The 26,519-nt window shown below is 44.2% G+C and carries 20 protein-coding genes and 1 tRNA gene; 16 read left to right on the forward strand and 5 right to left on the reverse strand.

The annotated features are described in order from the left end of the window. Positions 1-10 precede the first annotated feature (10 nt). The 7 genes from B5D06_RS01410 to B5D06_RS01440 all read left to right on the forward strand — a co-directional run bounded on the left by B5D06_RS01410 (position 11) and on the right by B5D06_RS01440 (position 9,330). Positions 11-577: a hypothetical protein gene (locus B5D06_RS01410; RefSeq protein ID WP_078736249.1), complete on the forward strand. Its 567-nt coding sequence runs from the start codon at positions 11-13 to the stop codon at positions 575-577. Between the two features lie 75 nt (positions 578-652). Further along, positions 653-2,137 (forward strand): D-alanyl-D-alanine carboxypeptidase/D-alanyl-D-alanine endopeptidase, encoded by a 1,485-nt coding sequence (gene dacB / locus B5D06_RS01415; RefSeq protein WP_078736250.1) that lies wholly within the window; start codon positions 653-655, stop codon positions 2,135-2,137. An 18-nt stretch (positions 2,138-2,155) separates the two neighbouring features. Beyond that, the gene (locus B5D06_RS01420) at positions 2,156-3,676 is read left to right on the forward strand and encodes a PepSY domain-containing protein (RefSeq protein WP_078736251.1); all 1,521 of its coding nucleotides are present in this window, start codon (positions 2,156-2,158) and stop codon (positions 3,674-3,676) included. Between the two features lie 11 nt (positions 3,677-3,687). Further along, complete coding sequence (locus tag B5D06_RS01425) at positions 3,688-5,088, forward strand: alpha/beta hydrolase family protein (protein WP_078736252.1); 1,401 nt, start codon at positions 3,688-3,690, stop codon at positions 5,086-5,088. Between the two features lie 435 nt (positions 5,089-5,523). Further along, positions 5,524-7,797 carry a cation:proton antiporter gene (locus B5D06_RS01430; protein ID WP_234989533.1) on the forward strand — a complete coding sequence of 758 codons (2,274 nt, stop codon included), beginning with the start codon at positions 5,524-5,526 and terminating at the stop codon, positions 7,795-7,797. Between the two features lie 31 nt (positions 7,798-7,828). After that, positions 7,829-8,857 carry a L,D-transpeptidase gene (locus B5D06_RS01435; protein ID WP_078736253.1) on the forward strand — a complete coding sequence of 343 codons (1,029 nt, stop codon included), beginning with the start codon at positions 7,829-7,831 and terminating at the stop codon, positions 8,855-8,857. A gap of 83 nt (positions 8,858-8,940) precedes the next feature. After that, positions 8,941-9,330 carry a rhodanese-like domain-containing protein gene (locus tag B5D06_RS01440; protein ID WP_078736254.1) on the forward strand — a complete coding sequence of 130 codons (390 nt, stop codon included), beginning with the start codon at positions 8,941-8,943 and terminating at the stop codon, positions 9,328-9,330. Positions 9,331-9,792: 462 nt separating this feature from the next. Here the strand turns inward: B5D06_RS01440 and B5D06_RS01445 are convergent. The 4 genes from B5D06_RS01445 to B5D06_RS01460 all read right to left on the reverse strand — a co-directional run bounded on the left by B5D06_RS01445 (position 9,793) and on the right by B5D06_RS01460 (position 13,600). Further along, positions 9,793-9,866, reverse strand: a tRNA-Asn gene (locus B5D06_RS01445). Between the two features lie 268 nt (positions 9,867-10,134). Then, positions 10,135-10,593 (reverse strand): GatB/YqeY domain-containing protein, encoded by a 459-nt coding sequence (locus tag B5D06_RS01450; protein WP_078736255.1) that lies wholly within the window; start codon positions 10,591-10,593, stop codon positions 10,135-10,137. A gap of 2 nt (positions 10,594-10,595) precedes the next feature. Further along, positions 10,596-12,059, reverse strand: coding sequence for a cell division protein FtsZ (gene ftsZ, locus B5D06_RS01455; protein WP_078736256.1), 1,464 nt, complete (start codon positions 12,057-12,059; stop codon positions 10,596-10,598). A 65-nt stretch (positions 12,060-12,124) separates the two neighbouring features. Then, entirely contained in the window at positions 12,125-13,600 is a 1,476-nt protein-coding gene (locus B5D06_RS01460) for a cell division protein FtsA (protein ID WP_078736257.1), read from the reverse strand. Positions 13,601-14,041: 441 nt separating this feature from the next. On the opposite strand from B5D06_RS01460, the gene mutY reads away from it, so the two are divergent. The 9 genes from mutY (at position 14,042) to B5D06_RS01505 (ending at position 25,918) form a co-directional block, all read left to right on the forward strand. Continuing rightward, a complete protein-coding gene (gene mutY / locus B5D06_RS01465) occupies positions 14,042-15,139 on the forward strand; it encodes an A/G-specific adenine glycosylase (RefSeq protein ID WP_078736258.1) in 1,098 nt (365 codons plus the stop codon). Positions 15,140-15,205: 66 nt separating this feature from the next. Next, a complete protein-coding gene (trmD, locus tag B5D06_RS01470) occupies positions 15,206-15,883 on the forward strand; it encodes a tRNA (guanosine(37)-N1)-methyltransferase TrmD (RefSeq protein WP_184227855.1) in 678 nt (225 codons plus the stop codon). 36 nt (positions 15,884-15,919) lie between these two features. Next, positions 15,920-16,555: an orotate phosphoribosyltransferase gene (gene pyrE, locus B5D06_RS01475; protein WP_078736260.1), complete on the forward strand. Its 636-nt coding sequence runs from the start codon at positions 15,920-15,922 to the stop codon at positions 16,553-16,555. Between the two features lie 29 nt (positions 16,556-16,584). Then, entirely contained in the window at positions 16,585-16,995 is a 411-nt protein-coding gene (locus B5D06_RS01480) for an SRPBCC family protein (RefSeq protein ID WP_078736261.1), read from the forward strand. Further along, positions 16,995-17,492 carry a Rieske (2Fe-2S) protein gene (locus B5D06_RS01485; protein WP_078736262.1) on the forward strand — a complete coding sequence of 166 codons (498 nt, stop codon included), beginning with the start codon at positions 16,995-16,997 and terminating at the stop codon, positions 17,490-17,492. Before B5D06_RS01480 ends, B5D06_RS01485 begins: the two co-directional genes overlap by 1 nt. An 85-nt stretch (positions 17,493-17,577) precedes the next feature. Beyond that, positions 17,578-19,638, forward strand: a complete 2,061-nt coding sequence (locus B5D06_RS01490; RefSeq protein ID WP_159442662.1) for a putative porin — start codon at positions 17,578-17,580, stop codon at positions 19,636-19,638. 229 nt (positions 19,639-19,867) lie between these two features. Further along, positions 19,868-21,589, forward strand: a complete 1,722-nt coding sequence (locus B5D06_RS01495; RefSeq protein WP_234989534.1) for a SulP family inorganic anion transporter — start codon at positions 19,868-19,870, stop codon at positions 21,587-21,589. A gap of 130 nt (positions 21,590-21,719) precedes the next feature. Further along, positions 21,720-22,661, forward strand: coding sequence for an NAD(P)H-dependent flavin oxidoreductase (locus B5D06_RS01500; protein ID WP_078736264.1), 942 nt, complete (start codon positions 21,720-21,722; stop codon positions 22,659-22,661). A 611-nt stretch (positions 22,662-23,272) separates the two neighbouring features. Further along, on the forward strand, positions 23,273-25,918 hold the full coding sequence (locus B5D06_RS01505) for a leucine-rich repeat protein (RefSeq protein WP_078736265.1): 2,646 nt from the start codon (positions 23,273-23,275) through the stop codon (positions 25,916-25,918). 278 nt (positions 25,919-26,196) lie between these two features. On the opposite strand, the gene B5D06_RS01510 is transcribed toward B5D06_RS01505, so the two are convergent. Then, on the reverse strand, positions 26,197-26,519 hold a 323-nt coding region (locus tag B5D06_RS01510), incomplete at its 5' end, for an ISAs1 family transposase (protein ID WP_143742555.1).

A 26,519-nucleotide genomic window follows, 5' to 3' on the forward strand; every position in this document is an offset into this window, starting at 1 on the left:
AACAGATATTATGAGCATATTTAAGGCATTTACACTTATAGGGTCTCTTCTTCTTCTCTTTACGTTAGGAGGCTGTGCCTCTAAGAAGAGGGCTACTCAACAGGATACTGCAGCGATGAATACAACCGAAATAAATGCCCATCAGATGCCTATCGGCTTCGGAGGGCGAGGAGCACAACAACTTGCCCCTATCGTGATTTACAAAACTCGGAGTAATTACAATAAGATGGTACCCGTTATGTTGGGAGCAGATGGTGCTATTGTGAGTTACCCTTCTCGGGGAGATTTGGGCAGTGGCGATAGATACTTCTACCCCATAGAACTAACCGATGGTTATCTTTGGGATCGTCGCGGAGTAGGTCTTACCACGGCTTTTCTCAGCCTCTCGTACGAAGAGTACAGTGCTTTCCCAGCAGACCCGACAGCAGCAGAACTGCAAAATTACATCATGGACAGGTCTCCTTTTACTTTCCTTGCCGTGTGCGACCGCTCACAACTTAAAGAGATAACTCCCGAAGAGCTCAATCGCTACATCGCATCTGGTATGCCAGGAGCCAATATCCTGATAAAGGAATAATACATTTTTTCAAGAGGTAGAACGCACAACCGTACAGTTCTACCTCTTTTTTCTTTATATCTCCTATATAGAAAGATGCGACACAAAGCTCTATATACTCCCTACAAGGTCTATTCCTTTGGCATTATTTTTCATCTTTTTCTCTTATCGTTATCCCTTCAAGCACAGACTAACTCTGAGGTTGCAGAAAAGGCTTATGAAATACTTCAAAAGAGCGAACAAAAGCAAGAGGCTATCTACTCGATTGCTATACAAGATGTTTTGGATGCGTCGGTACGCTACGACTTTCTCTCGGAGCGAGCACTCTGCCCCGCATCGGTTACTAAACTCTTTACCACGGCTATAGCCTTAGATGTATTGGGTACTGACTACTCTTTCGTCACCGACCTTTTTATCCGAGGGGAGGTCAGGCAAAATGTTCTTGAGGGTGATGTCATAGTCGTAACTAACGGAGATCCTTCTATTGCTTCTAAATACTTTCCCGAAGACTCTACTCGATGGATCGAGAGCGTTTTCCTTACACTCCAAGCCCACCACATAAAGGAGGTAAGAGGCAATATAATTATAGAGTCCTCTGCTTTTGACTCGATAGGAGTGAATCCCCGATGGGGCGAAGAGGATAGAGGCGAATATTACGCAGCTGGAGTCTATGCCGCCAACATCTACGACAATTGGGTCGATCTCTTCTACAGCACAGGGAGGAAAAGATCAGACTTCTCATTTTTGGGCACTTACCCTCCCGATACGGGCGTCGAGTGGAGGCACCAATTGAGCGTTGACTGTAAGCGGAGTGGCTGGGGGAGTAGAGGCTTCGGGCGAGAAGAGCAACGTACCATTAAAGGAACCCTTCCGTGCAATCGGGAGCGAGTTACTCTAAAATCAGATCTTCCCAACCCACCTCGTTATATGGGGATAATACTGAAAAAGAGACTTACCGAGTATGGTATCCCTGTTGAGGGTGAAGTGCAATTCTCGTTTACACCTCTGCAAGAGAGGGGCGAGCTGGCAGGGAAATACTATTCGCCGTCACTCAAAGAACTCTGTAGAGTCATGAATTACAGGAGTTTGAACCACTATGCAGAATCCATTCTCAAAGCCATTGCATTAGACACATCTGAGGGAAATCCCTCTTCCACTGATAAAGCATTAAAAAAAGCTCTCTTCTTTTGGAAAGAGGAAGGTATATCCTTCTCAAAAGAGTTCAAACTATACGACGGTTCTGGTCTTGCCCGTACTAACCGTACATCGGCCTCCGACGTTCTTTCGTTACTGAACTATGTAGCATCGAGCAGGATAGAACTGGTAGATGCCTTTATGCAAAGTCTGCCTCAAGCTGGAGAAGAAGGCACTGTAAAAAGTTTCATGAAAGGGAGTTACCTGCGTCTTTTTGTCAAGAGCGGTTCCATGAGGGGCATCCAGACCTATGCAGGTTATCTCCATTACAACGGGCGCACCTACAGTGTAGCCTTATTGGCCTCTGAGGTAAAGAACAGAACCCAAGTGCGCCTCACTATGCAACGTTACTTAGAAACACTCTTCCCGTTGCTTCCTACAACTTAATCATAATCCTTCCCCTATATGCTACGAGGACTTATTCGCTGGCACAAGTGGCTTAGTTGGCTACTCACTATCTTTCTTCTTTTCTTTGCCGTTTCGGGCATCATACTAAACCATCGTAGCGCGCTCTCGGATATAGATATTTCGAGAGGCCTGCTTCCCCCCTCCTACCGCTATAACAACTGGAACCAAGGGTCCATGGTCGGGACACTCTCCGTAGCTCCAGGGCGAAATTTGGTATATGGATACTCAGGGATATGGTCAACCGACTCTCTTGCCAATCGCTTTACGGACTTTAGTAAGGGCTTACCTCGGGCAGCAGACCGACGTATGATACGGGCACTTAGGGAGGCTCCATCGGGTACTCTCTTTGCCGTAACACCCTACAATCTGTATCAATATCAAAAGAATCAATGGAACGTACACCCCTTGGGTATAAAGAGGGGAGATGCTCACTTCACAGATTTGACTTTTAAGGGCGATAGTATGCTCGTTTTATCGCGCTCCGAACTTTTCCTTTCATTACCTCCCTATACCCATTTTACTCAGCTCCCCCTAAAAAAGCCCGAGGGATACAAACCCCAGGCATCGCTTTTCCGCACACTGTGGATGTTACATAGCGGTGCACTTTTCGGCACAGTAGGCATATTGATAGTAGATGTAATAGGGGTTTTGCTCATCATCTTGATTGTCACGGGGATACTTATCTCGCTGTACCGTATCAGAACACGTAAAAACAAACAAAAGAAACTCCGCAATAACACCATAGTAAAGCGATGGAATAGCTCACTCCAATGGCATAATTGGGTCGGTAAGAGCTTTTTTATACTTCTGCTTCTTATCACTCTTACTGGGATGTTTTTGCGCCCCCCACTGCTTGTCCCTATCGCTCGAACTAAGGTACCTACCGTTCCAGGCACCGCTCTTCACAGCGACAATCCGTGGGAGGATAAACTCCGCAAACTGCGCTATGACCCGACAGCAGGGGATTGGTTGCTCTCAAGCTCGGAAGGATTTTTCTCTTTGCGAAGTTTGGATGCAGAACCGCAACGCGTTGCCTCTCCTCCCCCCGTTAGTGTTATGGGAGTAAATGTTTTGGAACAAGAAGCAGATGGACTATGGGTCGTAGGCTCTTTTAGCGGTATTTACCTCTGGGATCGTGCCGCGCAAACAACTTTTGACTATATCTCTCGTGAATTGGTACAGCCCGCTCGGGGAGGTATGCCCTCTTTTGACAATGCAATTTGTGGCTTCTCTCCTCATTTTGCACAGGGACCTCTGGTCGTAGACTATCGAAAAGGAGCCTTTTTCACTACATCTAACCTACCCAGTCCTCCTATGCCCGAGGGATTGGCTCCTGGCTCTATTTCTCTATGGCAGGTTGCACTGGAAGCCCACACAGGACGCCTTTTCATACCTCATACAACGCTCTCTCTTCTATACATATTCGTTGCAGGGCTTTTCATCCTTGTAATAATCATTTCGGGCTATATCGTGTACAAAAAACGGTACGTAAAAAGTCGTAAGACAGAGAAAAAGTAAAACAAAAAAAGATGATGATATTACGTAAGTTGCCTCCTCTTCGATGGCTGGCTCTCCTCTTTTTCCTCTTGAATACGGGGATTACCTCCGCTCAATCTCTATCGGGTACTTGGTATGGCAAGCTACAGTTACCTTTTGGGACAGAACTAAGTTTAATACTTCACCTAACGGAAGAAGAAAAAGGATGGAGTGGCCTCTTGGATAGCCCCGACCAGAATGCTTTTGGCATCCCACTCTCGGAGGTTACTGTTACAGACACCACGCTCTATTTCACACAGAGAGATCTCTCGCTTACCTACAAGGGAAGTCTCAATGATGAGGGGAAATGGGAGGGTACCTTTGAGCAAAATGGACTTTCTCTCCCTCTACTTTGGGGAAGAAAAGAGAGTAGACATCGCCCTCAAACACCGCAACCACCTTTCCCCTACACAGAAGAGGCCTGTACTTTCGAGAGCGATAAAGAGGAAAGAATAACGCTATCGGGCACCCTAACCCTACCCCCCAACACTACAACGCCTCCACCTGTAGTACTGCTTCTCACGGGGAGTGGTCCCCAAGACAGAGATGAAACCATTATGGGGCACAAACCCTTTGCACTGCTTGCCGACATTCTTTCTCGCAATGGCTTTGCCGTACTGCGCTATGACGATAGAGGGGTAGCCCAAAGCACGGGTAAGTTTGATTTGGCCACCCTCGATGACTTGAAGGAAGATGCCCTTGCTGCCATTCGCTTTTTACAGAAGCATCCTGCCCTAAACCGCGATAAAATATTCCTTTTAGGGCATAGCGAGGGGGGAGCTATTGCCTCAATGATTGCGGCAGGAAACAAAGAGATAGCGGGCATAGTGCTACTGGCAGCACCGATACAACCGCTTACCGAGCTTTTAGCTATGCAATCAAGAGCATTAGGTTTGCTGGAAGGCTTACCCAGCTCTGTACTGGACGAGAATGATCGCATCAATAGAAAACTATTTGCCATAGTGGTTCGGGAAGGTACTACAGAAGAAGAAACTCAGAAAGCTCTACGAGAGTACATTGACTCTTACGAGAAAAAACACTCCACTCTTACCTCATTGGAAAAAAGTACTCTCGAAAAGGCGGCTTTCTCTCTATTGCAACCAGGCATACGTAGTCTCCTTAGTCTGCGTCCATTGGAGTATATCTCCCAAATCTCCTGCCCTGTTATCGCTCTTCAGGGAGGAAAAGATATGCAAGTACTACCCCTAAATATCGACTTGTTGAAAGAGCACTGTCCGCAAGCTCAAACACAACTCTTTCCACAACTCAACCATCTCTTCCAACCAGCCGTTACGGGAAGCCCTAAGGAGTATGCACAGATTGAAACTACCATAGCTCCCGAGGCTTTGGAATGGCTCTTAAAAGAGCTAAAAAAGGTAGCCCTTTCTCAGTAGTTACCGTAAAAACTTCAGCAAGCACATACAAGAAAAGTAGTTTACTCCCTACTGAAAACCTGTTTTCTTACGAGCCAATCTCTATTTGCAGATTGCGAATATGTATTTTCAACTTGAATATACATATATTCAGTACGCAATATATATATATTCAATCTGCAAATAGAGAATTTCTCAAACGAAAAACAACTTTTGAGTGAAAGTTATGAACTTTTCCCACCTTGATAAAGACTTTTTCATCGAACTCGAAAAGAGTCTCTCTCGAGTTGCTATTTTTACTTTTCTACGAACCCGACACAACGCAGAAGAGGAGATAAAACAATCAAATAGCCCCCTAACCCTAACTTTCCCCTCTTGGAGATGATAAAAAAAGGATAGTAATAACCTGTCAAATAACACAAACGAAGTATCTTTGCAGAGAAAATAACAAGATTGATGAATATGCAAGAAAATAAATTGGCAAAGAGAAACGATAAAAAATCACTCATATTTTACATTTTTCTGCTGCTTGTTTTTATTTCAGGTATATGGGCTGCTGCTACGATTGCACTCCCTATACTCTCCCCCGACGAAATGGCCAAAAGCAATTTTCGCGTGGGAACAAGTGCCTTTGCCACTTTTACCGAGGGAGTACAACACCACTTAGGTACCACAATAGGACTACTACTGCTACAAATTATTGTTATCCTAAGCGTGGCAAGAGGTATAGGGATACTCTTTTCCAAACTCAAGCAACCTACTGTTGTTGGAGAAATTGTAGCTGGTATCCTCTTGGGTCCGACCCTTTTGGGGGCTGTATGGCCCGAGGGTTTTGCGTTCCTCTTCCCCGAGTCAAGTTTGGGGAGTATTGAGCTACTGAGTCAGTTCGGGCTCATCCTTTTCATGTTTACAATCGGTATGGAGCTCAATATCTCTGACATCCGCAAACAGGCACGCAATGCCCTTATCATCAGTCAATCGGGTATATTCATTCCCTTCGTTTTGGGGATTGTCTTATGCATTGCTACCTACACCCGTTATGCGAGCGAAGTGCCTTTCTTGCCTCTCGCTCTCTTTATGGGTATATCAATGAGTATCACAGCCTTTCCCGTATTGGCTCGTATTATTCAGGAGCGTTCGATGACACGAACTCCTTTAGGGAAATTGGCATTGAACACCGCCGCTGCAGGAGATATCATAGCTTGGCTACTCCTTGCAGGTATTATGGCCATTACGCAGAGCGGCAGCTTCAACAGTGCTATATTCAACTTCCTTTTTCTTCTACTCTATCTCATTGTAGCTTTCGGCATTCTTCGCCCTCTATTCTCTATCATCGGGCGTATCTATAACAAACAAGAGTTAATTAGCAAGTCCATCATCGGGCTCATCTTCATACTACTACTCGTAAGTGCCTATGTGACTGAAATCCTCAGTATGCACGCACTCTTCGGCTCTTTCATATTGGGGCTTATCATGCCAGAGGATGTTAAGTTCCGCCACATACTCACAGAGAAAGTAGAGGACGTATCGCTCAATGTGTTCCTTCCGCTCTTCTTCGCTTCATCGGGGCTACGTACCGAGCTTGGACTTATCAACACTCCCGAACTTTGGCTACTCCTTATACTCTTCATAGCGGTGGCTATCATCGGAAAAATAGGGGGTACCTATCTCTCTGCACGCATCTGTGGATTAGAAATAAAAGAGAGTTTGTACTTGGGTGCCTACATGAATACAAGAGGGCTCATGGAGCTTGTAGTACTTAAAATAGGTCTTGACCTTGGTGTACTCCCCCCTGTATTCTTTGCTATATTGGTGCTTATGACCTTGGTTACAACCCTAATGACGGCACCCCTAATACATCTCATAGACACGGTAGACGAACTCCTAAAAAAGAGAAAAGGGAAGTTACGCCAAATCAGTCAACGTATTCTACTCGCTTTCGGACGCTCCGATACGGGACCTACGCTACTTCGTTTGGCGCATCAGGTTTTCAGTCGAAAAGACTTGAGCAATGGTCTCTCGTTGCTACACATAACCATGAGCTACAATATCAGCGTGATAGACGAAGAGACTTTCTTTGAAGAAAACTTTGAAGAATCTATCGAGGAGGGTAAACGTCTATCCCTAAACGTTCACCCCATCCACAAAGTGTCGGATCAAGCCACATCGGAAATTATCCATTGTGCCAATAATGGTGAACATAAGTTCCTATTGGTGGGGGCAGGACTTAACCTATCAGACTCTGAAATTGATAAGAGTATCATCAGCGAACACCAGTCTCTGCAAAAGTTCTGGGGCAAACTATCGGTCAATACGCCCGAAGCTCTTCTTAATGCCCGCACGATGTTTAATGATAAAATGGCGCGCTTTGCCGAAGATTCGAAGTGCTCTCTCGGTGTGTTCGTTAATCGCCGTTTCTCCAATCCACGACGCATATTGGTAGCTTGCAGCAGAAAAGAAGATACTTTCCTACTATCTTATGCCCAAAATATGGCGTCGCTCAATAAGGGAACGGTATCTCTACTCCCCCTACAACTCACCAACTCCGATGCAGCAGAACTCTCTCTCCCCACGACTTCAGTACATCTTTTGGCTCCCACTAAATCGGGTATAGAGATTGCTCAATATGAGTTTATGTTTATTTGCTACGAGACTTGGAGCCTTCTGACAGAGCTGCGCCCCGAAGTTCTAACCAACCTACCCAGTGTGCTAATTGTACATCCAAAATAATTGGATACTTTTTAAGATTCCATTTTCTCTAATGAAAAAAAATACCTCGAGTATACTTCTGACTTTACTTCTACACATCGGGTTATGCCTGCATACCCCATTACAAGCACAAACCGACACACAAGACTTTAACTTTGACCCCGAAAAAATCTCCAAGGAAGAAAAGGAGCTACTACTGCTACCCGTACACTTTGCTGAAGATATATCTTTGGAAAGGATTCTCCTCTACGACAAGTACACTCTAAAGGATACTTATACGTACAACAAAACACGGAGGCAAATCCAATGGGCACAAATCCGTTCCAAACTCGCCCTCGTGGAGAATATGCAAGAAGGCTCTTTTCAGTGGGGCGTACTGCAGAACTATAAGAACCTAAAAGGCAAAGCTCCGCACCCCAAGAACCCTCGCATAGAGGGGAAAAAAGTGTTCGACTCACTCGGTATAGAACGCTATCAAGCTATTCCTCTCTACGAAGAAGAAGACTTGGAGCAACCTCTTCTTTATGCAAGAGATGGATGGATAGCCATCAATAAGGGACTTGAAAACGATTATTATAGAGTATATCCACTGGAGTTGGAACGAGAGTTTTTGGTTCCGCGTACCTATTTCAAACCCTTGCCCGATACAGTCTCTTTTCATCATGCCATATTCATCGACCGTAAAAGGCAATACATCGTTACGTTAGAGCGTATAAAGCCCCTTCAATGGGCTATTCGGAGTGTGAACCCAAGTACCACGGGTAGGAATAAGCCTCCCTACTCACAAGAAACGCCTATCGGGATGTTTCTACTACAAGGGAAAAAAGAGAAAATGTCTTATCTAAAGGATGGCTCTCACACAGAGATTGCAGGTTTTGCACCCTATGCCTGTCGTTTTTCAGGCGGAGCCTATGTACACGGAGTACCCTCTGTACGCCCCAAAGAGAGTATCACAGAGTACAGCAGCTCTTTAGGAACTCGTCCGCTCTCCCATATGTGCGTACGTACCCCCTCTTCTCATGCGCTTTTTATTTTCAAATGGGCTCCTTGGGAACGAACTATTATATTTGTGATTGAATAGTAGTAGAGAGAGCCCCGTCAAGGTATAACAAAGGGAGTCTCTCTATACTTAAGGGAATATCCACTATAAAACAATTGAAGATTATGAAACGTAAATTCGCACTTCTATTGGCGGTTATCATAGGTTCTTTTTGCATTGCCTTTGCACAAAACAGTATTAAGAATCTAACTCCTCAAGAATATGACAAAGCTGTAAAAAAAGACCCCAAAGCTGTCATCCTAGACGTACGCCAACCCGAAGAATACAAAACAGGACACATAAAAGGGGCTATCCTTCTTAACGCACTTGACGAACAGAGCTTTGAAAAGGGGCTAAAGCAAATGGACAAGACAAAAACCTATTACCTCTACTGTCGTAGTGGAAAAAGGAGTAACATGGCAGCCCAAAAGATGCAGAAGGCAGGATTCAAAGTAATGGAACTAAAGGGAGGACTAAAAAGCTGGATAAAGGCAGAGATGCCCCTTGAAAAGTAACCACTTCAGTATCGCCAATTCTATCAGGGGTTCTATTAGCAATGCAACACAGATCTGTTGCATAAGAAGGGGTTCGTTACGTCATGCAGTACTTGAGAGTAGTCTCTTCCAGTGTAGTTCTAACCTTCTTTAGCTTCAAATCTATTGCGACCAAAGCCCATTCGGCTACCTACCTGGTAATCCCAACCTCGCACTTCTCAAAACCTTATAGCGCAAACCTACTTGCCTCAGTAGAAAAATAAAATTGCCCTACCGAGGTTTTCCTATTCTATCTCTTATAAAACGAGCAATCTCTCACAATAGAAATTCTACCATAAAAGTCCCATAAACCGCTATCTCACGATAGAAGAACTTATTCTAAAAATGGAGTTTTTAGATTTCACGTAACGGGAAAAGTAGGAATACAAGCATATTCTAAAAAAGAAAGGTTGCTACTCTTATCGAATAGCAACCTTTTCTCTGCGCTCCCTCAAGGACTTGAACCTTGGACCCCCTGATTAACAGTCAGATGCTCTAACCAACTGAGCTAAGGAAGCATTTATGATTTCCGACTGCAAAGATAGATATTATTTTGAAACTAACAACACTTTTACCCAAACTTTTATCCCAACCTCCCGCTTGTACAGCTATTAAGCACTCTAAGTGAAAGAGTGAAAATACTGATATACAAAAGTTTTTAGAGCCATACTCAGAGGAAAACTCTCCTAAAGATTTTCACCAAAAATCTCCAAATAAAGGCTACACGCAGATTGCCTATAGGGAGTTGACAAGTGCAAGCCCATTAAATTGTATCGGGAAGAGGATTTAATTCAAACTTTCCAGTACCGCCTCAACTACTTCTCCTATGAGTTTTCCATCGGCCCTACCTGCCAATTCTTTGCACAGAACGCCTGTTACACGCCCTTTCTGTTTAACATCTGTAATACCTAGCTCTTGCAGTTTGGCTACAACAATAGGATGCAACTCCTCGGCAGAAAGCTGTTGAGGAAGATAAGTTTTAAGCACTTCTGCTTCTTCCAGTTCTCGCTGAGCCAAGTCTTCACGACCATTCTCCTTGTATATAGAAGCACTATCAGATCTTTGCTTTAAGAGTTTCCGGATTATAGAGAGGGCCTTATCGTCAGTCAGCTCCCCCGTAGAACCCTTAGCTGTAAGAACTTCTTGAAACTCTTTTTTAACACTTCGAAGGGCTTCCAAGCGCACTTTCTCTCGGGCCAACATGGCCTCTTTTATATCTTGATTTATCTGTTCGAATAAAGGCATAATCAAAAAAAGTTATTTATCGTTTGCGTATCCTCGTTCTCGTCTATAGAGTTTTTTGTTGAGAGATTCTCTTGATTAAAAAAGCTCATCTGTGACTGTTTAGAGTGGCGGGGAGTTTTACTCTTGCGCAACTCTTCCAAAACATAATGATCTCGGCGGAAAGCGGGTTGCGCCTCCACTGCATATATAAAAGCATCATTATCCAATTCCTCCAACGTAAAGATGAAAGGAATAGTAGAAGACTTTACATTACCCCCAATCTCGTCGAGATTATAATACTTACGTATAAGCGTATCGTCATCTCTCTTCTTACAGGCAAGTTGATAGGAAAGCATTGGATCAGCCTCTTCCTGTCTTAACCCTAAGGCATCATAAGTAGCCTCGGGCGCAAAACCAGAAGCCACAATCGTTACACGCATATTGTCCTTGAGCGTATCGTCGTAGTAATAGGCTCGGATGCAAGAGTATCCGCTCTGGAGCGTACGGGTAAAATCGGTTATTACACTCTGCTCTTCCATCTTCAAAGCATAGCGCTCATCTTTGGAGTGATACACAGCTATAAGAATACGGCGCGCCTGCTCGACATTATTATTATTGAGCAACGGAGATTTTAGAGCCCTATCAATAGCCTCTTGCATACGATTGGGACCATTGGCTGTACCAGTACTTACGATGGCAACATTTCCATTCTCAAGCGTAGTACGAATATCGTTTAAGTCGGCATTTTGATACCCTTGCTTCCAAATAATTTCGGAAAGGCTTCTCACTGCATTGATCAAAACCTCATTAGCCTTCTGTAATGCTGTGGGGAATGTCAGTCCCTTATAGGCGTGTAACATACGTTCATTGCTAATTACCATAAGAGCATCAACTTCCTTATGTAACTCTTCCAATCCTTTTAGAGCTTTGATAATCTGGTCTCTACCATCTGTAACAAAAGGAATTGTTACCACTGCAATGGTCAATAAACCCAGCTCTTTTTTGGCAATACGCGCCACGACAGGACTTGCGCCCGTACCAGTTCCCTTACCCATACCAGCTGTGATGAATACCATTTCGGTACACCCATCATTGAGTTTATCATAAATATCTTGAAAACTCTCTTCTGCTGCTTTTCGGCCTTTTTCAGGGAGGTCTCCAGAGCCCAACCCTCGTGTAACCGTAGGCCCCAATAGGAGTTTATCGGGTACCGCACTCTTATCCAAATCCTGTTGGTCTGTATTCACCAACAGATAAGAAACACCCGATACTTTAGCTTGATACATATCGGTAGTAGCATTACCTCCACAACCACCAACGCCGATAACTTTGATGTTAGCTTTTTTCTGCGTTTTTGGGTAATTAAAGGATAGGACAGGACGACGCTCTCCACCCGCAGTAGGACGAGATGGGTTCATATCTATTATCGGAGCCTCTCCCGCAGAAGCACTGTTAGCTCCCATTTTATTCTGTTTATTATCTTCCATATTCCCCTATTTTCTAAAAAGGTTTTTCATGGGCATAGCATTCTTAGCAATACTCTTGATAAAGTTTAATAATCACCATAAGGAGTTTCTTCTTCCTCTTCAGAAGGGGGGAGCAGTGTTCCAAGTGCCTTTGTAACGCCTCCTAAAATCTTTTTAGGTTGGAAGCTAAACCCTTTCTTTCCTCTAACTTTCCCCTCATGTTTATCGTTTTGACCGCCTTCCGACATGTTCTCTTCGTCATACTCCTCGTCTTCAAACAAACCTTCTGTTTCTTCTTTCTCTACATAAGAAAGTTCTGGTTCGACAGCAGTACTATCGACAAGCTCTTGAAGAGTTTTGTGAGTTACCTCTAAGCAGTCTTCATTTGCCTCTAATGCCAATCCCAAAAGGGTTATATAACGAGGGTCTGAACCATACAGCTGCCCCTCATTAGTAGCAATTATTTCGTCCGAAAGAATCTCCCTTCTCACCGCTTTACTCAAGGTGTAATTGCTGGAGCAGAAGACCTCAATCAGTTCGTTCATCTTACGGATTTTTGCTCCACCTCCCGCAAAGATGTAACCTGCACGGATATCTTCCTTGGGGACATCGGAGTAACCGACTACGGCAACAGCATTGGCAACAATCTCTTTCATACGCATGGAGCTGAGATTATTGATATCAATCTTGCGATAAGTGGTATGCTTACCATCCTCTTGCGCAACCAATTCGACAGTCTCATTACGATCTTCCGAGGAGCGAACGGCACTGGCGTACTCTATTTTAAGACGCTCTGCATCCTGCTCTACAATCTTAAGATCGGTAAGGTCTTTCGTTACGTTGATTCCCCCAAAAGGATATACCCCCAGCAACTCTAAACAACCTCTCGAAAAGACCGACACTGAGGTCGTCCCTCCCCCAATATTTATATAGGCACAACCCAATTCTTTTTCGGTTGGAGAGAGCACTACATTGCTTTCACAAAGAGGGGCAACCAGGATTTGCAACAACTTTAACTGTAGATGATCCTCTATAACCGAGCGTATATTACGAGCAATATCGCTTCGTACCGAGATTACGCGATAATGAACCTCAAATTTATCTCGACACACCACACCAAGAGGTTTTGTAGTATGTATCGTATCTATCATAAAGAAAGGCTCTGCGATGTAAATAACCTCTCGGCCTTCATAATGTTTTCCCCTTACCCTTTGATGAAAATCATCGAGCATCTCCTGAGAGATAGGAGTACTCTCTTCACTCATTTTATGGGTAAACTTCTCCTCGTGTGAACGTAAGGTCATACAATCGACCCCTACATAAACTCTTTCTATGTGATAGTTCTCTTCAAGAAAAGTATTCAACTGCTGCACAATAGAGCGAATAATCTCCGCTGTGCTGTCTATATTATGTATCACACCATGGAATATCGCCTTATTGCTGGGACTTTCTGCGTATCCAAGGGGGATAACGCGCCCCGTCGCATCTTTACAAGCAACCATTCCAGAGATTGTGGAGCTACCGAGATTTATCACGGCATAAACAGGAGACTTATAGGGCATAAAACTATAATCTAATCATCCAAAAATAAAAAGGAAATCATCACACCAAGAGCACTCGAAGCATTTCCAACCCCTCTAAAAAAGGAGCACTAAGGCACTCCCAAACTAAAGAGAAAAACAGGGCACAAACACTCTACAACCACTACACCCTTGATGCCGTACAAAAGTATAAAAATAGGCTGACAAAAACAATAAAAAGAGCTTTTTCTCAAATATTTACACTCCCCAAAAAGAAGTATCATACTCTCAGTGGCAAAATACTTTGCCAAGCTCCATCCCCAAGAGCACAAATCCTCCCTCCTGCAAGTAGATTTCAATGCTCTTCTTGGCACACTTTTTCTCTCTTACTATTACCATGCAGGAGGCATTTATAGCATGAAGTTTCTTCCATTACACTTCTCTCGTTATCTTTGTGCCTCTAATTAGAACGATGTTTTCTCTATGCCTCTCCCCATCTCCCAACGCATTCCCCAAGCTCTTCAAGAGTGGTACCTCTCTCATCACAGAGCTCTTCCATGGCGGGAAACACAAGACCCCTACCGAATATGGGTATCGGAGATCATCCTTCAACAAACACGGGTCAATCAGGGCCTCGAATACTACGAACGATTTATAGCTCACTTTCCTACCGTCAAAGACTTGGCAGAAGCCCCCGAAGACAAAGTTCTATTACTCTGGCAAGGCTTGGGATATTACAGCCGCGCTCGTAACCTACACCGAGCGGCACAGATGGTCATGGAGCAGCATGATGGGCATTTCCCGAGAGAGTTTCTTGAGATAAGAGCCCTGCCTGGCATAGGAGACTACACAGCAGGTGCCATAAGTTCTTTTGCTTATAATTCGGCCTATCCTGCCGTAGATGGCAATGTACTCCGAGTAATGAGTCGCATAACGGCTTGCACTATCCCTATAGACACAACTACGGGAAAGAAAGTACTAACCGAGGCCGTAAGTTCCCTGCTCAAATCGGCAGAGCCCTCTATTTTCAACCAAGCGGTCATCGAACTGGGAGCACTTATCTGCACTCCCAAAAAGCCTCAATGCTCGGCATGCCCCATCTCGCAACATTGTGCCCTCTCTGGCACTCCAGAGGTAGAGTTATACCCTTATAAGGAAAAGCAAATATCTATACGCCACCGATACTTAAATTATATCGTTATCGCCTCATCCTCTGGAGGATATTTCATCCGAAAAAGAGAGGATAAAGATATATGGCGAGGGTTGTATGAGTTTCCTCTAATGGAAACAAACAAAAGCACCTGTGCTAATGAACTTTTAGACCTATGGAAAGTAGAGTTTGCACCTATGACAATAAAAAGCCTCTCTGCACCGAGTTTTGAAATGGAGCATAAACTAAGCCACCAATTGCTACACATCAGGGTATACCGAGCCGAGCAAACGGGGCAAGAGTCCCTTTCGGAGCCATTTTTACACGTTACTCAGGAGGAACTCGCCAACTATGCTTTTCCTGTTCCCTTGGCTCGCTTCATCAAAAAACATCAAAAAGAACTCTCGACACCTCTAAACCTCCTGTTGTAATTGAGATATACCCTATTCCCTATTGCTCTGATATTGTTACCTTTGTGGAGAGTTCAGATTGCTATGATGCATATAGATATTATCACCATATTACCCGAAATGATTGAGCCATTGCTCTCTATCTCCATCGTTGGCAGAGCTGTTCGAGAGGGGCATGTATCTATCAATCTACATAATCTGAGGGACTACTCCAACGATAAATGGCGTCGGGTAGACGATTACCCCTACGGAGGCGAGGCAGGCATGATTATCGGTATAGAGCCTATAGCCAATGCCATTGAGAGTTTGAGTAAAGAGCGTACATATGATGAGATTATCTACACCTCTCCCGATGGCGAAAAGTTCTGTCAGCCCATTGCAAACGAACTGAGCCTAAAGAAAAATCTTCTCATTCTCTGTGGGCATTACAAAGGGATTGATCATCGCGTCAGGGAGCACTTCATAACCCGTGAAATCTCCATCGGAGACTATGTTCTTACAGGCGGAGAGCTACCTGCTGCGGTTATGACCGATGCTATTGTGCGCCTTCTTCCTGGTGTAATTGGCGATGCCGAGAGTGCTCTAAGCGACACTTTCCAAGACAATCTTTTAGCTCCCCCCATATACACCCGCCCCGCAGACTTTAGGGGATGGCGTGTGCCCGATATACTCCTCAGTGGACATCAAGCAAAAATCGAAGCGTGGAAACAGGAACAAGCTCTCGAACGAACCCAACGATTGCGCCCTGATTTACTAAATCAATAAACTCGAAATAGTATCTTTTTACCCAATACATATATTATGGATCACTTGACAGAACAAACAGTAGCACGCTATCTACTGCAAGTAGAGGCTGTTCGCCTTAGTCCCAAAGAACCTTTTACATGGGCTTCAGGGTGGAAATCTCCTATTTACTGCGATAACCGCCGCACACTCTCTTATCCAGAGGCACGTAACTATATAAAAATGGCTATGGCCAAAGCTATCATAGACCGCTATCCAGAAACACAAGTTATAGCAGGGGTTGCCACAGGAGCTATCTCTTGGGGTGCTTTTGTGGCCGATGCTCTAAACCTCCCCTTTGTATACGTACGCTCACAAGCCAAAGATCATGGAATGAAAAACCTTATAGAGGGTTATCTTCCCGAAAAGAGCCGAGTACTCGTTGTAGAAGACCTTATCTCTACAGGGGGTAGCAGCCTAAAAGCAGTAGAAGCTCTGCGAGATGCGGGTGCCGATATATTAGGTCTCTATGCCGTATATACTCATGGTTTCGAAGTGGCAGAAAAACTCTTTGCAGAGGCTGGTGTAGCGATGCACACACTCAGTAACTACAATGCAGTTATCGAGGAGGCTCTCCGCACAGGCTATATAAGCTCCGACGTAAAAGAAGTACTTCAGGAGTGGCGTAAAGACCCTGCCAACTGGGGTAAGTAAATAGCTCTTTTATTGTTCAACACTACATAATGAAAGTTAGCAGTACACCCCGAGAAATAAAGGCTCCCATTGCACTCGTTTTTGCCAAAGTATCCAACTTTGAGAATCTGCGACCTCTCGCAGAAAAGGGAGCTGTAGGTGGGGTTTCCATAGTGGTACAAAATCGAGATACATGTTTCTTGGAAACAAGCATTGTTGGCAATATCGAGCTTACCATTGTACAACGAGAAGAGCCCACTCTTGTAAGCGTATCTCCCAAAGGGGCTCCTGTAAACGGCTCTTTAAGTTTGATACTTACCCCTCTTTCTGAGGAGACTACCTCTCTTACTCTTACTTTGGAAGCGGATGTACCTATATTTGCAAAGGCTATGGTAGCAAAGCCCATGAGCGAAGGCGTCGAAAAAGTAGCAGAGCTACTCAGTAGCATATCCTTTAATTGATGCAGAAACATTGCTCCTACATAAGAAGGCTTTTAGGCAAGAGGAGAGGGACCGCCCTTCTCTTGGCTTCGAGCCTTCTTTCGTCTCTTTTGGTAGGATGTCTGTACGAGTCGGAGAGTACCATCCCTCCCTACCCTGTATACTATCAGGTAGATTTCTCTTCCTCGATTGGGAAAGCACTCATCCCCCCTGGAGGATACCTACGCGTAGAACATACGGAGGTTGCCCACTCTGCCATTGGATACGGAGGACTATTAATCATACACTCTCTACAAGGAAATAACACCTTTTATGCCTACGACCTCTCATGCCCCTATGAGCGAAAAAGAGAGGTAAAAATCTTCTTTAATGACCGTTACGAAGGCGAATGCCCTCAGTGTAAAAGTCGCTTTAGTATACAGTATGGAGACGGAAGTCCTCTATCCGAACCAGCACGCACTCCCCTGCGCCGCTACTCGGTGCACCCCTCTCCGCAGGGTTTAACAGTGCGCAACTAACCTCTTACTCCTGCACGACAAACAACATCACACCTCGATTGTTTTGCATACATTCATGAGAAGAAACAGCCCTACAAGCAACCCTATGAAAAAGCTTCTACTATCTTACCCCACGGCGAAGAGCATGCTGCTCCTTTGCCTACTGCTCTTGGGTCAGACGTACGGCTCTTTTGCATGGGGACAAACGGGCTATTTCATCGAAGGAGAGAAAGAAAGAGGAGATGTAGAACTTATCAACCGAGGAAATACCTTCAGGGGATTCAAACTACACCCCATAACTGGCATGCCCTACGAGAGCAATGTAGATACGATTGCCCTTGATTACTATCGAACTACAATTGTAGAGGGGAAAGGGCTTGCCATGGGATACAACGGAAACTTAATAGGACCTCGACACTTCAAAACCTATTTCGATAGAGACTACCCCTCGAATCCTTTTATTTTTGGTTCGGCTTATCAAGGCATTCTCTATGCCGCTCCCTCTATCTGTTTTTACGATACGCAATCGCCCTACACCAACATGCTTTATCAAAGGAATGGTGCTGCCAACCAACGAGAGGAAGAGTTGGATATGACCATGGCACTAAACATAGGAAAGCCGATTGCCTTAGGGGGCGACTTTAACTACACTCTCTCTCGGGGACAATACATCGGCAATCTTTCTCAAGGGATAAGCTATCGGCTCTTTGGGAGTATATCTCTACCCCGCTACGAACTATACGCCTCGGCAGGCAATAACTACCTCCGCATGAGTGAGAATGGAGGAGTTAAAAATGACGAACATATCAATAACCCCTCGGGATTTGGCGGGGGCAGAAGCAATCTACAATCCATAGAGATACCCGTACGATTTCCCAATGGTGTAGGTAATACCCTTTTTGTCGGACACGTATTTGCTTCTCATCGATTTAACATGGGTAGTTATCGCAGTTTTAGAGGCGGGGAGAGATTGCCCGACGGAAAAACTACACAACAAGATACTACTCTTTTCGTTCCTGTGGGTAGTATTAGCCATCGTTTCTCTTATGACAGAGGAACGCGACTTTATATAGGCAAGAATAATGGCTTAGATACCATTTACAAACGCACCTACCCCTATCTATGGGAAGAGAAGAGCAGTCTCAAAACAGATACTCTTATGGTACTGCCTTTTGACTCTATCCGTATGACGCAAATCTCAAACACCGTAGCCCTTTCGTTACGTGAGGGCTTCCGTCCGTGGATGAAGTTTGGGCTAACCGCCTATGCTCGTCTGGAGAATAGGACGTTCTTCCAGCGAGATACCCTCTTTACGAACCGCAACACCCACGAGTTCTCAACTTTTATAGGAGGGCGCATTGAGCGAAAAAGCGGTACGGGGTTAAACTTCGATGCAGGTGGCGAAATAGCGGTTTTGGGTAGTGATATCGGTGCCTTACACCTCGATGGCAAGATTCAAAGTGCCTTTAAGGTAGGTACTATTCCTGTCGGGATAACAGCCACAGGATCGCTACATATAGACCGACCGCCCTACCTTTTACGACATCACCACGGCACCTTTTTCCGTTGGGATCAAGAGTTTGCCTACACCCGTCGGTTACTTTTTGGGGGTATGCTTTCGGCACCGAAATGGGGAACCGATATCTCTGTACACTCAGCTACAATAGGGAATCAAATCTACATAGCACCCGACGGATTTCCCCAACAGTATAACCAACCCTTACAAATAATGGAGGGTCGACTACGCCATAAATACCATTGGGGATTTTTAGGATGGCAGATGGAGGGTTCTTATCAGCTATCGAGCCATCAGGAAGTAATGCCTCTACCGCAACTATCTGCCTATGCCTCACTTTACCTTCACTTCTATGTAGCCAAAGTTATGCGCACACAAATTGGGGCAGATTGCTATTACCACACTATGTACCATGCTCCCTACTACGAACCTGCGACCCAGCAGTTTATCAATCAGAGAGACGTGCTCGTGGGCAACTATCCGATGATTAATTTTTTTGCCAACTTCAAATTACGGCGCGTGCGTTTCTTCCTCATGATGCACAATGCTACGGAACTTTTCCTCCAACCCTCTAAGCGTTTCTCCTTAGCCCACTATCCCATCAACCCGATGACTTTGCGCTTGGGGATTAACTTCGACTTCAACAACTAACCCACTCTTTAAGACCTCTGCACAGAGCGAGAGACAAAAAATTCCGAACCGATTACTTAATCCAGAGTCGGGATAAGTTGTAAAAAACTATCTTCCCCTTCTTCTTATAGAGCCAATCTACCTCATAGGCTATACCTCTTTTGTACAAAAGCATTAGAGCTTTTGAGAGCGTTACTTTTTGAAGTACCTTTGCAGCATAATTTTCACATTCCATAGAAATAATAGAAGTATGATGCTCAGCGAACGCGCCTCTGCTCTTTGGGGGCATTTTACCCCACAACTATTCAAAAGTCTCCGTGACTATAACCGTGAGAAGTTTGCCAAAGATGTAATGGCAGGTCTTATAGTCGGCATTGTTGCTCTTCCTTTGGCCATAGCCTTTGGGATTGCCTCAGGCGTAAGCCCCGAGAAAGGACTCATCACAGCCATCATAGGGGGCTTTATTGTCTCCTTTTTTGGGGGGAGTTCCGTGCAAATCGGGGGACCAACGGGGGCTTTCATCGTGATCGTTTACGGTATTATACAGCAGTTTGGGATAGAGGGCTTAGCTATCGCCACTTTTATGGCGGGACTTATACTACTTCTCTTAGGGTTTCTTCGTCTCGGTACGGTTATCCGTTTTATACCTTATCCCATTATTATCGGCTTCACCAGTGGGATTGCTGTAACCATTTTCACAACTCAAATTAAAGACTTCTTCGGGCTTACCACAGAGCCCCTTCCAGGCGACTTTTTAGGGAAATGGGCGGTTTACCTACACTCTTTCGGTACGGTTCAGTGGACGGCAACCGCTATCGGGGTACTTACTATTGCTATTATCTTCCTATTCCCTAAAATCTCGAAACGCATCCCTGGCTCTCTTATTGCCATTATCGTAATGACTCTGCTGGTATATATACTGCACGAATTTACGTCTCTAACTGGTATGGAAACCATCGGAGACCGCTTCTCTTTCTCTGCCTCTCTACCCCAAGCCGAGTCTATCGGATTGAGTATGGAGAAGATCAGGCAACTTCTCCCCTCGGCCTTTACCATCGCTATGCTGGGAGCTATAGAGTCACTTCTCTCTGCCTCTGTAGCAGACGGAGCTATCAATGAAAAACACAACTCAAACATGGAGCTAATAGCTCAGGGAACAGCTAACATTGTAGTTCCTTTCTTCGGAGGGATACCCGTAACAGGGGCTATTGCTCGCACTATGACCAATATAAAAAACGGCGGAAAAACTCCTATCGCAGGTATTGTACACACCATTGTCCTACTTCTCATCATGCTCTTTTTAGGGCAATTAACCGCCTTTATCCCTATGGCCTGTTTGGCAGGAATTCTCATGGTAGTGTCTTTCAATATGAGTGAGATCAAGTCGTTTACCGCCATACTTAAAGGACCCTTGGGCGATAGAGCTGTACTACTGGTAACCTTTTTACTCACCGTGCTTATCGACCTTACAATAGCCATCGAAATAGGTATGCTGCTCAGTGTACTTCTTTTTATGCGTCGCACTTACAGAGCAACCGATGTGATTTTGCACAAAAATCATATCGACTTGGACAATGAAACAGACCCTTCCGTACAGGAAGAGCAACTAAAAGTGCCCGAGGGAGTAGAGGTATTCGAAATCAATGGGCCTTTCTTCTTCGGCATAGCAAACAGATTTGAAGAGGTTACCAAACTCGTAGGCAAACGTCCTCAAATAAGGATTTTGCGCATGCGTCGTGTTCCTTTCATGGATGCAACGGGTGCACATAACCTTAAGATGATGGTCAATGCCTGCCAAAAAGAAAATATCACACTCATTCTCTCGGGAGTGAACGACACCGTTCATGAAACCCTATCACAAGTGGGTATAGCTACTCTTTTGGGCGAAGAGAATATTTGCCCCAACATCCACAGAGCTATTCACAGAGCACAATCTCTGCTTCAAGAAGTGTCTACACCAGTCGAAGCGTGAACACTTCCCAACGAAAGCTGTTTCCAATATGGAAGAGTGAGAGAAAATACCCACTTATTAGCTACTCTTTTCTGAGTATAAAGAAGTAGCTTTGTAACTGGTAATTATAAAAAGATATTGTTTTAATCAGATGACTAACAATAGAATAACATCACTATTAGGAATAGAGTACCCCATCATAGCAGGGGGAATGGTTTGGTGTAGCGGATGGAGGCTCGCTTCTGCCGTGAGTAATGCAGGCGGTTTGGGGTTAATTGGAGCTGGCTCTATGCACCCAGAGACCCTTAGAGAGCATATTGTAAAATGTAAAGCAGCAACACAACGCCCCTATGGAGTAAATGTACCTCTGCTTTACCCAGAGATGGATAAGGTTATAGATATTATCATAGAAGAGAAAGTACCTATTGTAGTAACCTCTGCTGGCAACCCTAAGACTTGGACAGCCAAGTTGCACGAAGCAGGATGTAAAGTACTACACGTAGTAAGTAGCTCCAAATTTGCCGTAAAGGCAGAAGCGGCAGGCGTAGACGCCATAATTGCAGAGGGGTTTGAAGCAGGTGGACACAACGGAAAAGAAGAGACTACCACCATGTGCCTAATACCCTCAGTAGCAGATAGCGTACAAATACCAGTAGTAGCAGCTGGAGGGATTGCCTCGGGGCGTGCCATGGCAGCAGCTATGTGCCTGGGAGCAGAAGCGGTGCAGATCGGTACCCTTTTTGCCATCAGCGAAGAGAGTTCGGCACATGAGAACTTCAAAAACCTATGTTGCGAAGCGGGCGAAGGCGACACAGCTCTCGTTCTTAAGAAATTAGGACCTACCCGTATTCTCAAAAGAGAGTTCTACGACCAAGTTATTGCTGCAGAAGATAGAGGTGCTTCGGCAGAAGAACTCAAAGAGATACTCGGTAAGGGACGCGCTAAAAAAGGTATTTTTGAGGGAGATCTCATAGAGGGCGAACTTGAAATAGGTCAGGCAACTGCACAGATTTCTAAAGTACGTCCCGTTGCAGAGATTATGTCGGCTCTCGTGGAAGAATATCAACAAACCCTCAACCGTATGCAACGATAAAAACAGTCGACGACTTACAACTGTCGTTGCCCGTTATCATTTTTCCCCTAAGTACTACGGGAAAACTCTTGAAAACAAACCTCACAAATCGAGTTTACAGCTCCTTTTGTGAGGTTTTTCTATGCTCAAAACGTCTCTTGCATAAGTGAGTTTGCAGAAACCATATACCCTACAATACTCTACGTTCTTCAGCACACTCCGAAAGGAAGGGTAGAGAACAGCTTTTCTACTTGCCCTAAAATCTTTTTATACACAAGCTGAAAATCATTATATTACAAGCAAAACTTTATACGCAATCTAAATATATATATTCTAAGGTTCAATATACATATATTCAAATTTAATATATGTGTATTAAGATTGCGTATAGAAAAACTAATAGGTGCAAAGCAATAAATTGCTACTCTGTAAAAGTTTTTATTACTGTGAAGTACATTTTTTCGTTCGCTTACCTCTAAGGGAACTATCTCGTTCGGGGCTTATCTACAACTTATACTCTTTTTCGCTCCACCGTTGCGTTCATTTAACTATATTTGCCCGCAGGAACAAATATCTCGCAAAAAAATCTTGTAACCCAATGGAAAAACATTTAATCCTAAACAACTAAAAAGATGACGAAAAGAGTAATTGCAAAAGGCATTGCGACTATGCTGTGCATAACCTGCTGTATCGTGCAGGCATTCGCTCAGGTAAAACTGCCCACACCTGAGAAATTAAACTTTGAAGCGAGTAATATCCTGCTACTTAGCGATGGAGAAAACGAACTGGGATTGTTGGTCAAAGAATACGTAGTGGTAGACAAAAAGGGAGAAACCATGGTACTCCTCTACTTGCCACAAAACAATCGAACAATAGATTTCTCTGTGGGATACAAAATAGACGAAGCTAAGAAAATACTCTTTAATGCGACAAGTAATACCTCCTCCGTAGAAGAGGTAGGAGGTTGGCAAGGCAATTTGTTTCTTTCGGACAAAGGCGAACTATCGTACCAACCCATAAACAATGCCCAAGAGGCCTTACTAAAGCCCTATCTACTCGAAGACAAAAGAGGAGATGAAACAGAACGCTATGCTTTAGCCAAAGTAGGTACACAAATTTGGATGCGAGAGAACCTCCGTAGCGATCGTTTCGTCGATGGCTCTATGATTACGACTAATCTATCCAAAGATCAGTGGGAAAAGACCCAATCTCCAGCAATGACCTACTACGACGGCAACAAAGCGAACAGAGATAAAATGGGGGCACTATACAATTGGTATGCTGTAAAGAGTGAAATATCTATCGCTCCTAAAAATTGGACTGTACCCAGCATGGAAGCTTGGGAGACTTTGGCAAAATATATCGATCCCCAAGGAGCCATGACATTTGACTACGAAACAGCGTCTCTATCTTATACCGCGGGAGAAATGCTCAAAAGTAAAACTGAGTGGATCAAGCCCCCAAGTGCAACGGGCACATTACTCCCTGGCAATAACGCTACAATGCTCGATATGAAACCCTATGGAAGTACCTCTACGAGTAAGTATTTCAATGGGTATTCTGGCCTTAACAGACAAGCCTATTTTTGGACCTCAACTATTAGTGATTACTCCGACACAAAGGCTTTATTCATACGCCTTTACTGGGACTCTCACTCCATAAACAGCTATATGGACGATAAATTCATGGGCTTCTCGGTACGTTGCATTGCTCAGTCTGCAATGACGTTGGCTCCTTGGAAGGAGGTGCAAAAGGAAGAGCTGACCCTTGCAGTACCTCAAGCAGGCAGTTTGGCCTCTTTGGTAAAAACGAACCAATTCTCTACTGTTAAGTCTCTAACTCTTAGCGGGGTGTTAGATGCCAGAGACTTTAAGACCGTACAACGTTTCACTAATCTGCAAACTTTAGTTCTTTCTAATATCTCCATAACATCCTATAGCGGTACTGGAGGAACATTAGAGGGAGATCAAGAGTATAAAGAAGCAGAAATCCCCGAGAATAGTTTCGAACAAATGAGTTCTCTCTCTTCTTTCTCGGCTTCGGGCGCAATAGTTTCGCTCGGTGCTCATACTTTTAAGGGTTGCACCGCCCTTGCCAAGGTTATGCTCCCCAAGTCTGTAAAAAGTTTCCGAGGCGGCAACTTCCTTAACTGCTCTGCCCTTGGCGGTATCACACTCCCATCACAGCTCGAAGAGTTAGGAGCATCTACCTTCAAAGGTTGTATCTCCTTGGGAGAAATTACGATCCCCACCACAATCACAAAGATTAAAGATGAGGTTTTTTCCGATTGTCAGGCACTTACGCACATCGTATTCTCTTCCAATATTGATGCAATAGGGACATCGGCTTTCAGCAAGTGTACCTCCCTGAGTGAAGTAGTTCTACCCAATCTGATTACCACGATAGGAGATTTCTCCTTTGCTCATTGTACTAAACTTAAAAAGATAGTCCTAAGTGATGCCATGGTAAAAATCGGGAATTCTGCCTTTCTCAATAATGCTCTACTGACGGAGCTTGCTCTCCCGAATGGATTGAAGCAGTTAGGGGATTTTGCTTTGGAGGGGTGTACTTCCATCTCCACACTTAAACTACCCATATCTCTTGAGCATATTGGAGATGGAGCTTTCAAGGGGACTGCTATACTCTTTGAACTACCCGAAGGTTCTCAATACAAACTACATGAACATATATTGATGGATGCTAAGGGTAAGACTGTTTACAACCTGCCAGTCAATCACTCTAAGGCTGTCACTGTACCAGAGGGAGTTGAAACCATTGCTGGAGCAGCTTTTTCGGGGTGTAAAAGTCTTACACATATCGATTTACCTTCCACTATCAGGGAAATTAAATCTGTCGCTTTAGAAAACACAGCTCTGTACAATATAGTGCTACGTGCCGACAATCCTGCGAATATAAAGCTCGGAGAAAATGTATTTGGGAGCATGGACTATGGACGCTGTGATCTTTTCGTCCCTGAGGCCTCACTTGCTTTGTATCGAGCAAGCTCCCCTTGGAATCTGTTCAAACTCTCCAAAATAACATCCAATACAATTCTTGACAATACCCCCTTACAAGTAAGTATAAGAAAGGGAAACATAGGTATATCTCTGCCCAGCGAATACGTTGGAAGTGTACTGTGTCTCTACTCTGCAAACGGGGCTCTTTTATATACCCATCGAATACAGAGCAACGAAATAAATATATCTACAGGCAACCTTGTGGCAGGAGTTTATTTCCTCCAAGTAGGACAAGTCGTTCAAAAGATACAAATCCTTTAGGAACTCTGGCAGAATAAGTCAGCGATAAAGCAAAACCATACGATAAATCCACGAGATTTATTGTATGGTTTTCTTAAAATCAAGGGAAGACAATACCCAAAAACTCAAAGTCGGCAAAGCTCTTTTTGAGAGGTTTATATAATACTCTACATAATGGGTATAAAGCTATGCAACAATCTCAGAGGGAGCATTTTTACATTGGTCAATTTGTACGAAAAGATTTACACAATCACTATTAAAAGGGCTGTATAAAGCCCAATAATAGCAGGGCAACCGCATCAAATCTTTAGCAGCTTTTTGAGATAGTCTATATTTAAAGCAGCCTTAAACAACCTTTTCCGTAGGGAAAGTTTGTCTTTATACTGAGAAACAATGGCTAAAGCAAACTTTCTCAACGTGTTTAGATTTGTGGCTGAATAATCCTTACGAGCTCGACAAGCATCTTCCCTAAAGGTTACATCCAAATGCCAATGAAGCCTATTCTCAATCCCCCAATGCCCTCGAATATATTGTCCAATTAACTGACACTCCTCGGGTGGTAAACTGCTGATATAATACTGCTTATCTATGCGAGCCTCTCCATCTAAACTACTAATATCAC

This window comes from Porphyromonas circumdentaria, from assembly GCF_900167105.1.
GTDB classification, from domain to species: Bacteria; Bacteroidota; Bacteroidia; order Bacteroidales; family Porphyromonadaceae; genus Porphyromonas; species Porphyromonas circumdentaria.

Coding starts and splice junctions, on each gene's coding strand:
- B5D06_RS01410 (WP_078736249.1), top strand. CDS start 11: ATGAGCATATTTAAGGCATTTACACTTATAGGGTCTCTTCTTCTTCTC.
- dacB (WP_078736250.1), top strand. CDS start 653: ATGCGACACAAAGCTCTATATACTCCCTACAAGGTCTATTCCTTTGGC.
- B5D06_RS01420 (WP_078736251.1), top strand. CDS start 2,156: ATGCTACGAGGACTTATTCGCTGGCACAAGTGGCTTAGTTGGCTACTC.
- B5D06_RS01425 (WP_078736252.1), top strand. CDS start 3,688: ATGATGATATTACGTAAGTTGCCTCCTCTTCGATGGCTGGCTCTCCTC.
- B5D06_RS01430 (WP_234989533.1), top strand. CDS start 5,524: ATGAATATGCAAGAAAATAAATTGGCAAAGAGAAACGATAAAAAATCA.
- B5D06_RS01435 (WP_078736253.1), top strand. CDS start 7,829: ATGAAAAAAAATACCTCGAGTATACTTCTGACTTTACTTCTACACATC.
- B5D06_RS01440 (WP_078736254.1), top strand. CDS start 8,941: ATGAAACGTAAATTCGCACTTCTATTGGCGGTTATCATAGGTTCTTTT.
- B5D06_RS01450 (WP_078736255.1), bottom strand. CDS start 10,593: ATGCCTTTATTCGAACAGATAAATCAAGATATAAAAGAGGCCATGTTG.
- ftsZ (WP_078736256.1), bottom strand. CDS start 12,059: ATGGAAGATAATAAACAGAATAAAATGGGAGCTAACAGTGCTTCTGCG.
- B5D06_RS01460 (WP_078736257.1), bottom strand. CDS start 13,600: ATGCCCTATAAGTCTCCTGTTTATGCCGTGATAAATCTCGGTAGCTCC.
- mutY (WP_078736258.1), top strand. CDS start 14,042: ATGCCTCTCCCCATCTCCCAACGCATTCCCCAAGCTCTTCAAGAGTGG.
- trmD (WP_184227855.1), top strand. CDS start 15,206: ATGCATATAGATATTATCACCATATTACCCGAAATGATTGAGCCATTG.
- pyrE (WP_078736260.1), top strand. CDS start 15,920: ATGGATCACTTGACAGAACAAACAGTAGCACGCTATCTACTGCAAGTA.
- B5D06_RS01480 (WP_078736261.1), top strand. CDS start 16,585: ATGAAAGTTAGCAGTACACCCCGAGAAATAAAGGCTCCCATTGCACTC.
- B5D06_RS01485 (WP_078736262.1), top strand. CDS start 16,995: ATGCAGAAACATTGCTCCTACATAAGAAGGCTTTTAGGCAAGAGGAGA.
- B5D06_RS01490 (WP_159442662.1), top strand. CDS start 17,578: ATGAAAAAGCTTCTACTATCTTACCCCACGGCGAAGAGCATGCTGCTC.
- B5D06_RS01495 (WP_234989534.1), top strand. CDS start 19,868: ATGATGCTCAGCGAACGCGCCTCTGCTCTTTGGGGGCATTTTACCCCA.
- B5D06_RS01500 (WP_078736264.1), top strand. CDS start 21,720: ATGACTAACAATAGAATAACATCACTATTAGGAATAGAGTACCCCATC.
- B5D06_RS01505 (WP_078736265.1), top strand. CDS start 23,273: ATGACGAAAAGAGTAATTGCAAAAGGCATTGCGACTATGCTGTGCATA.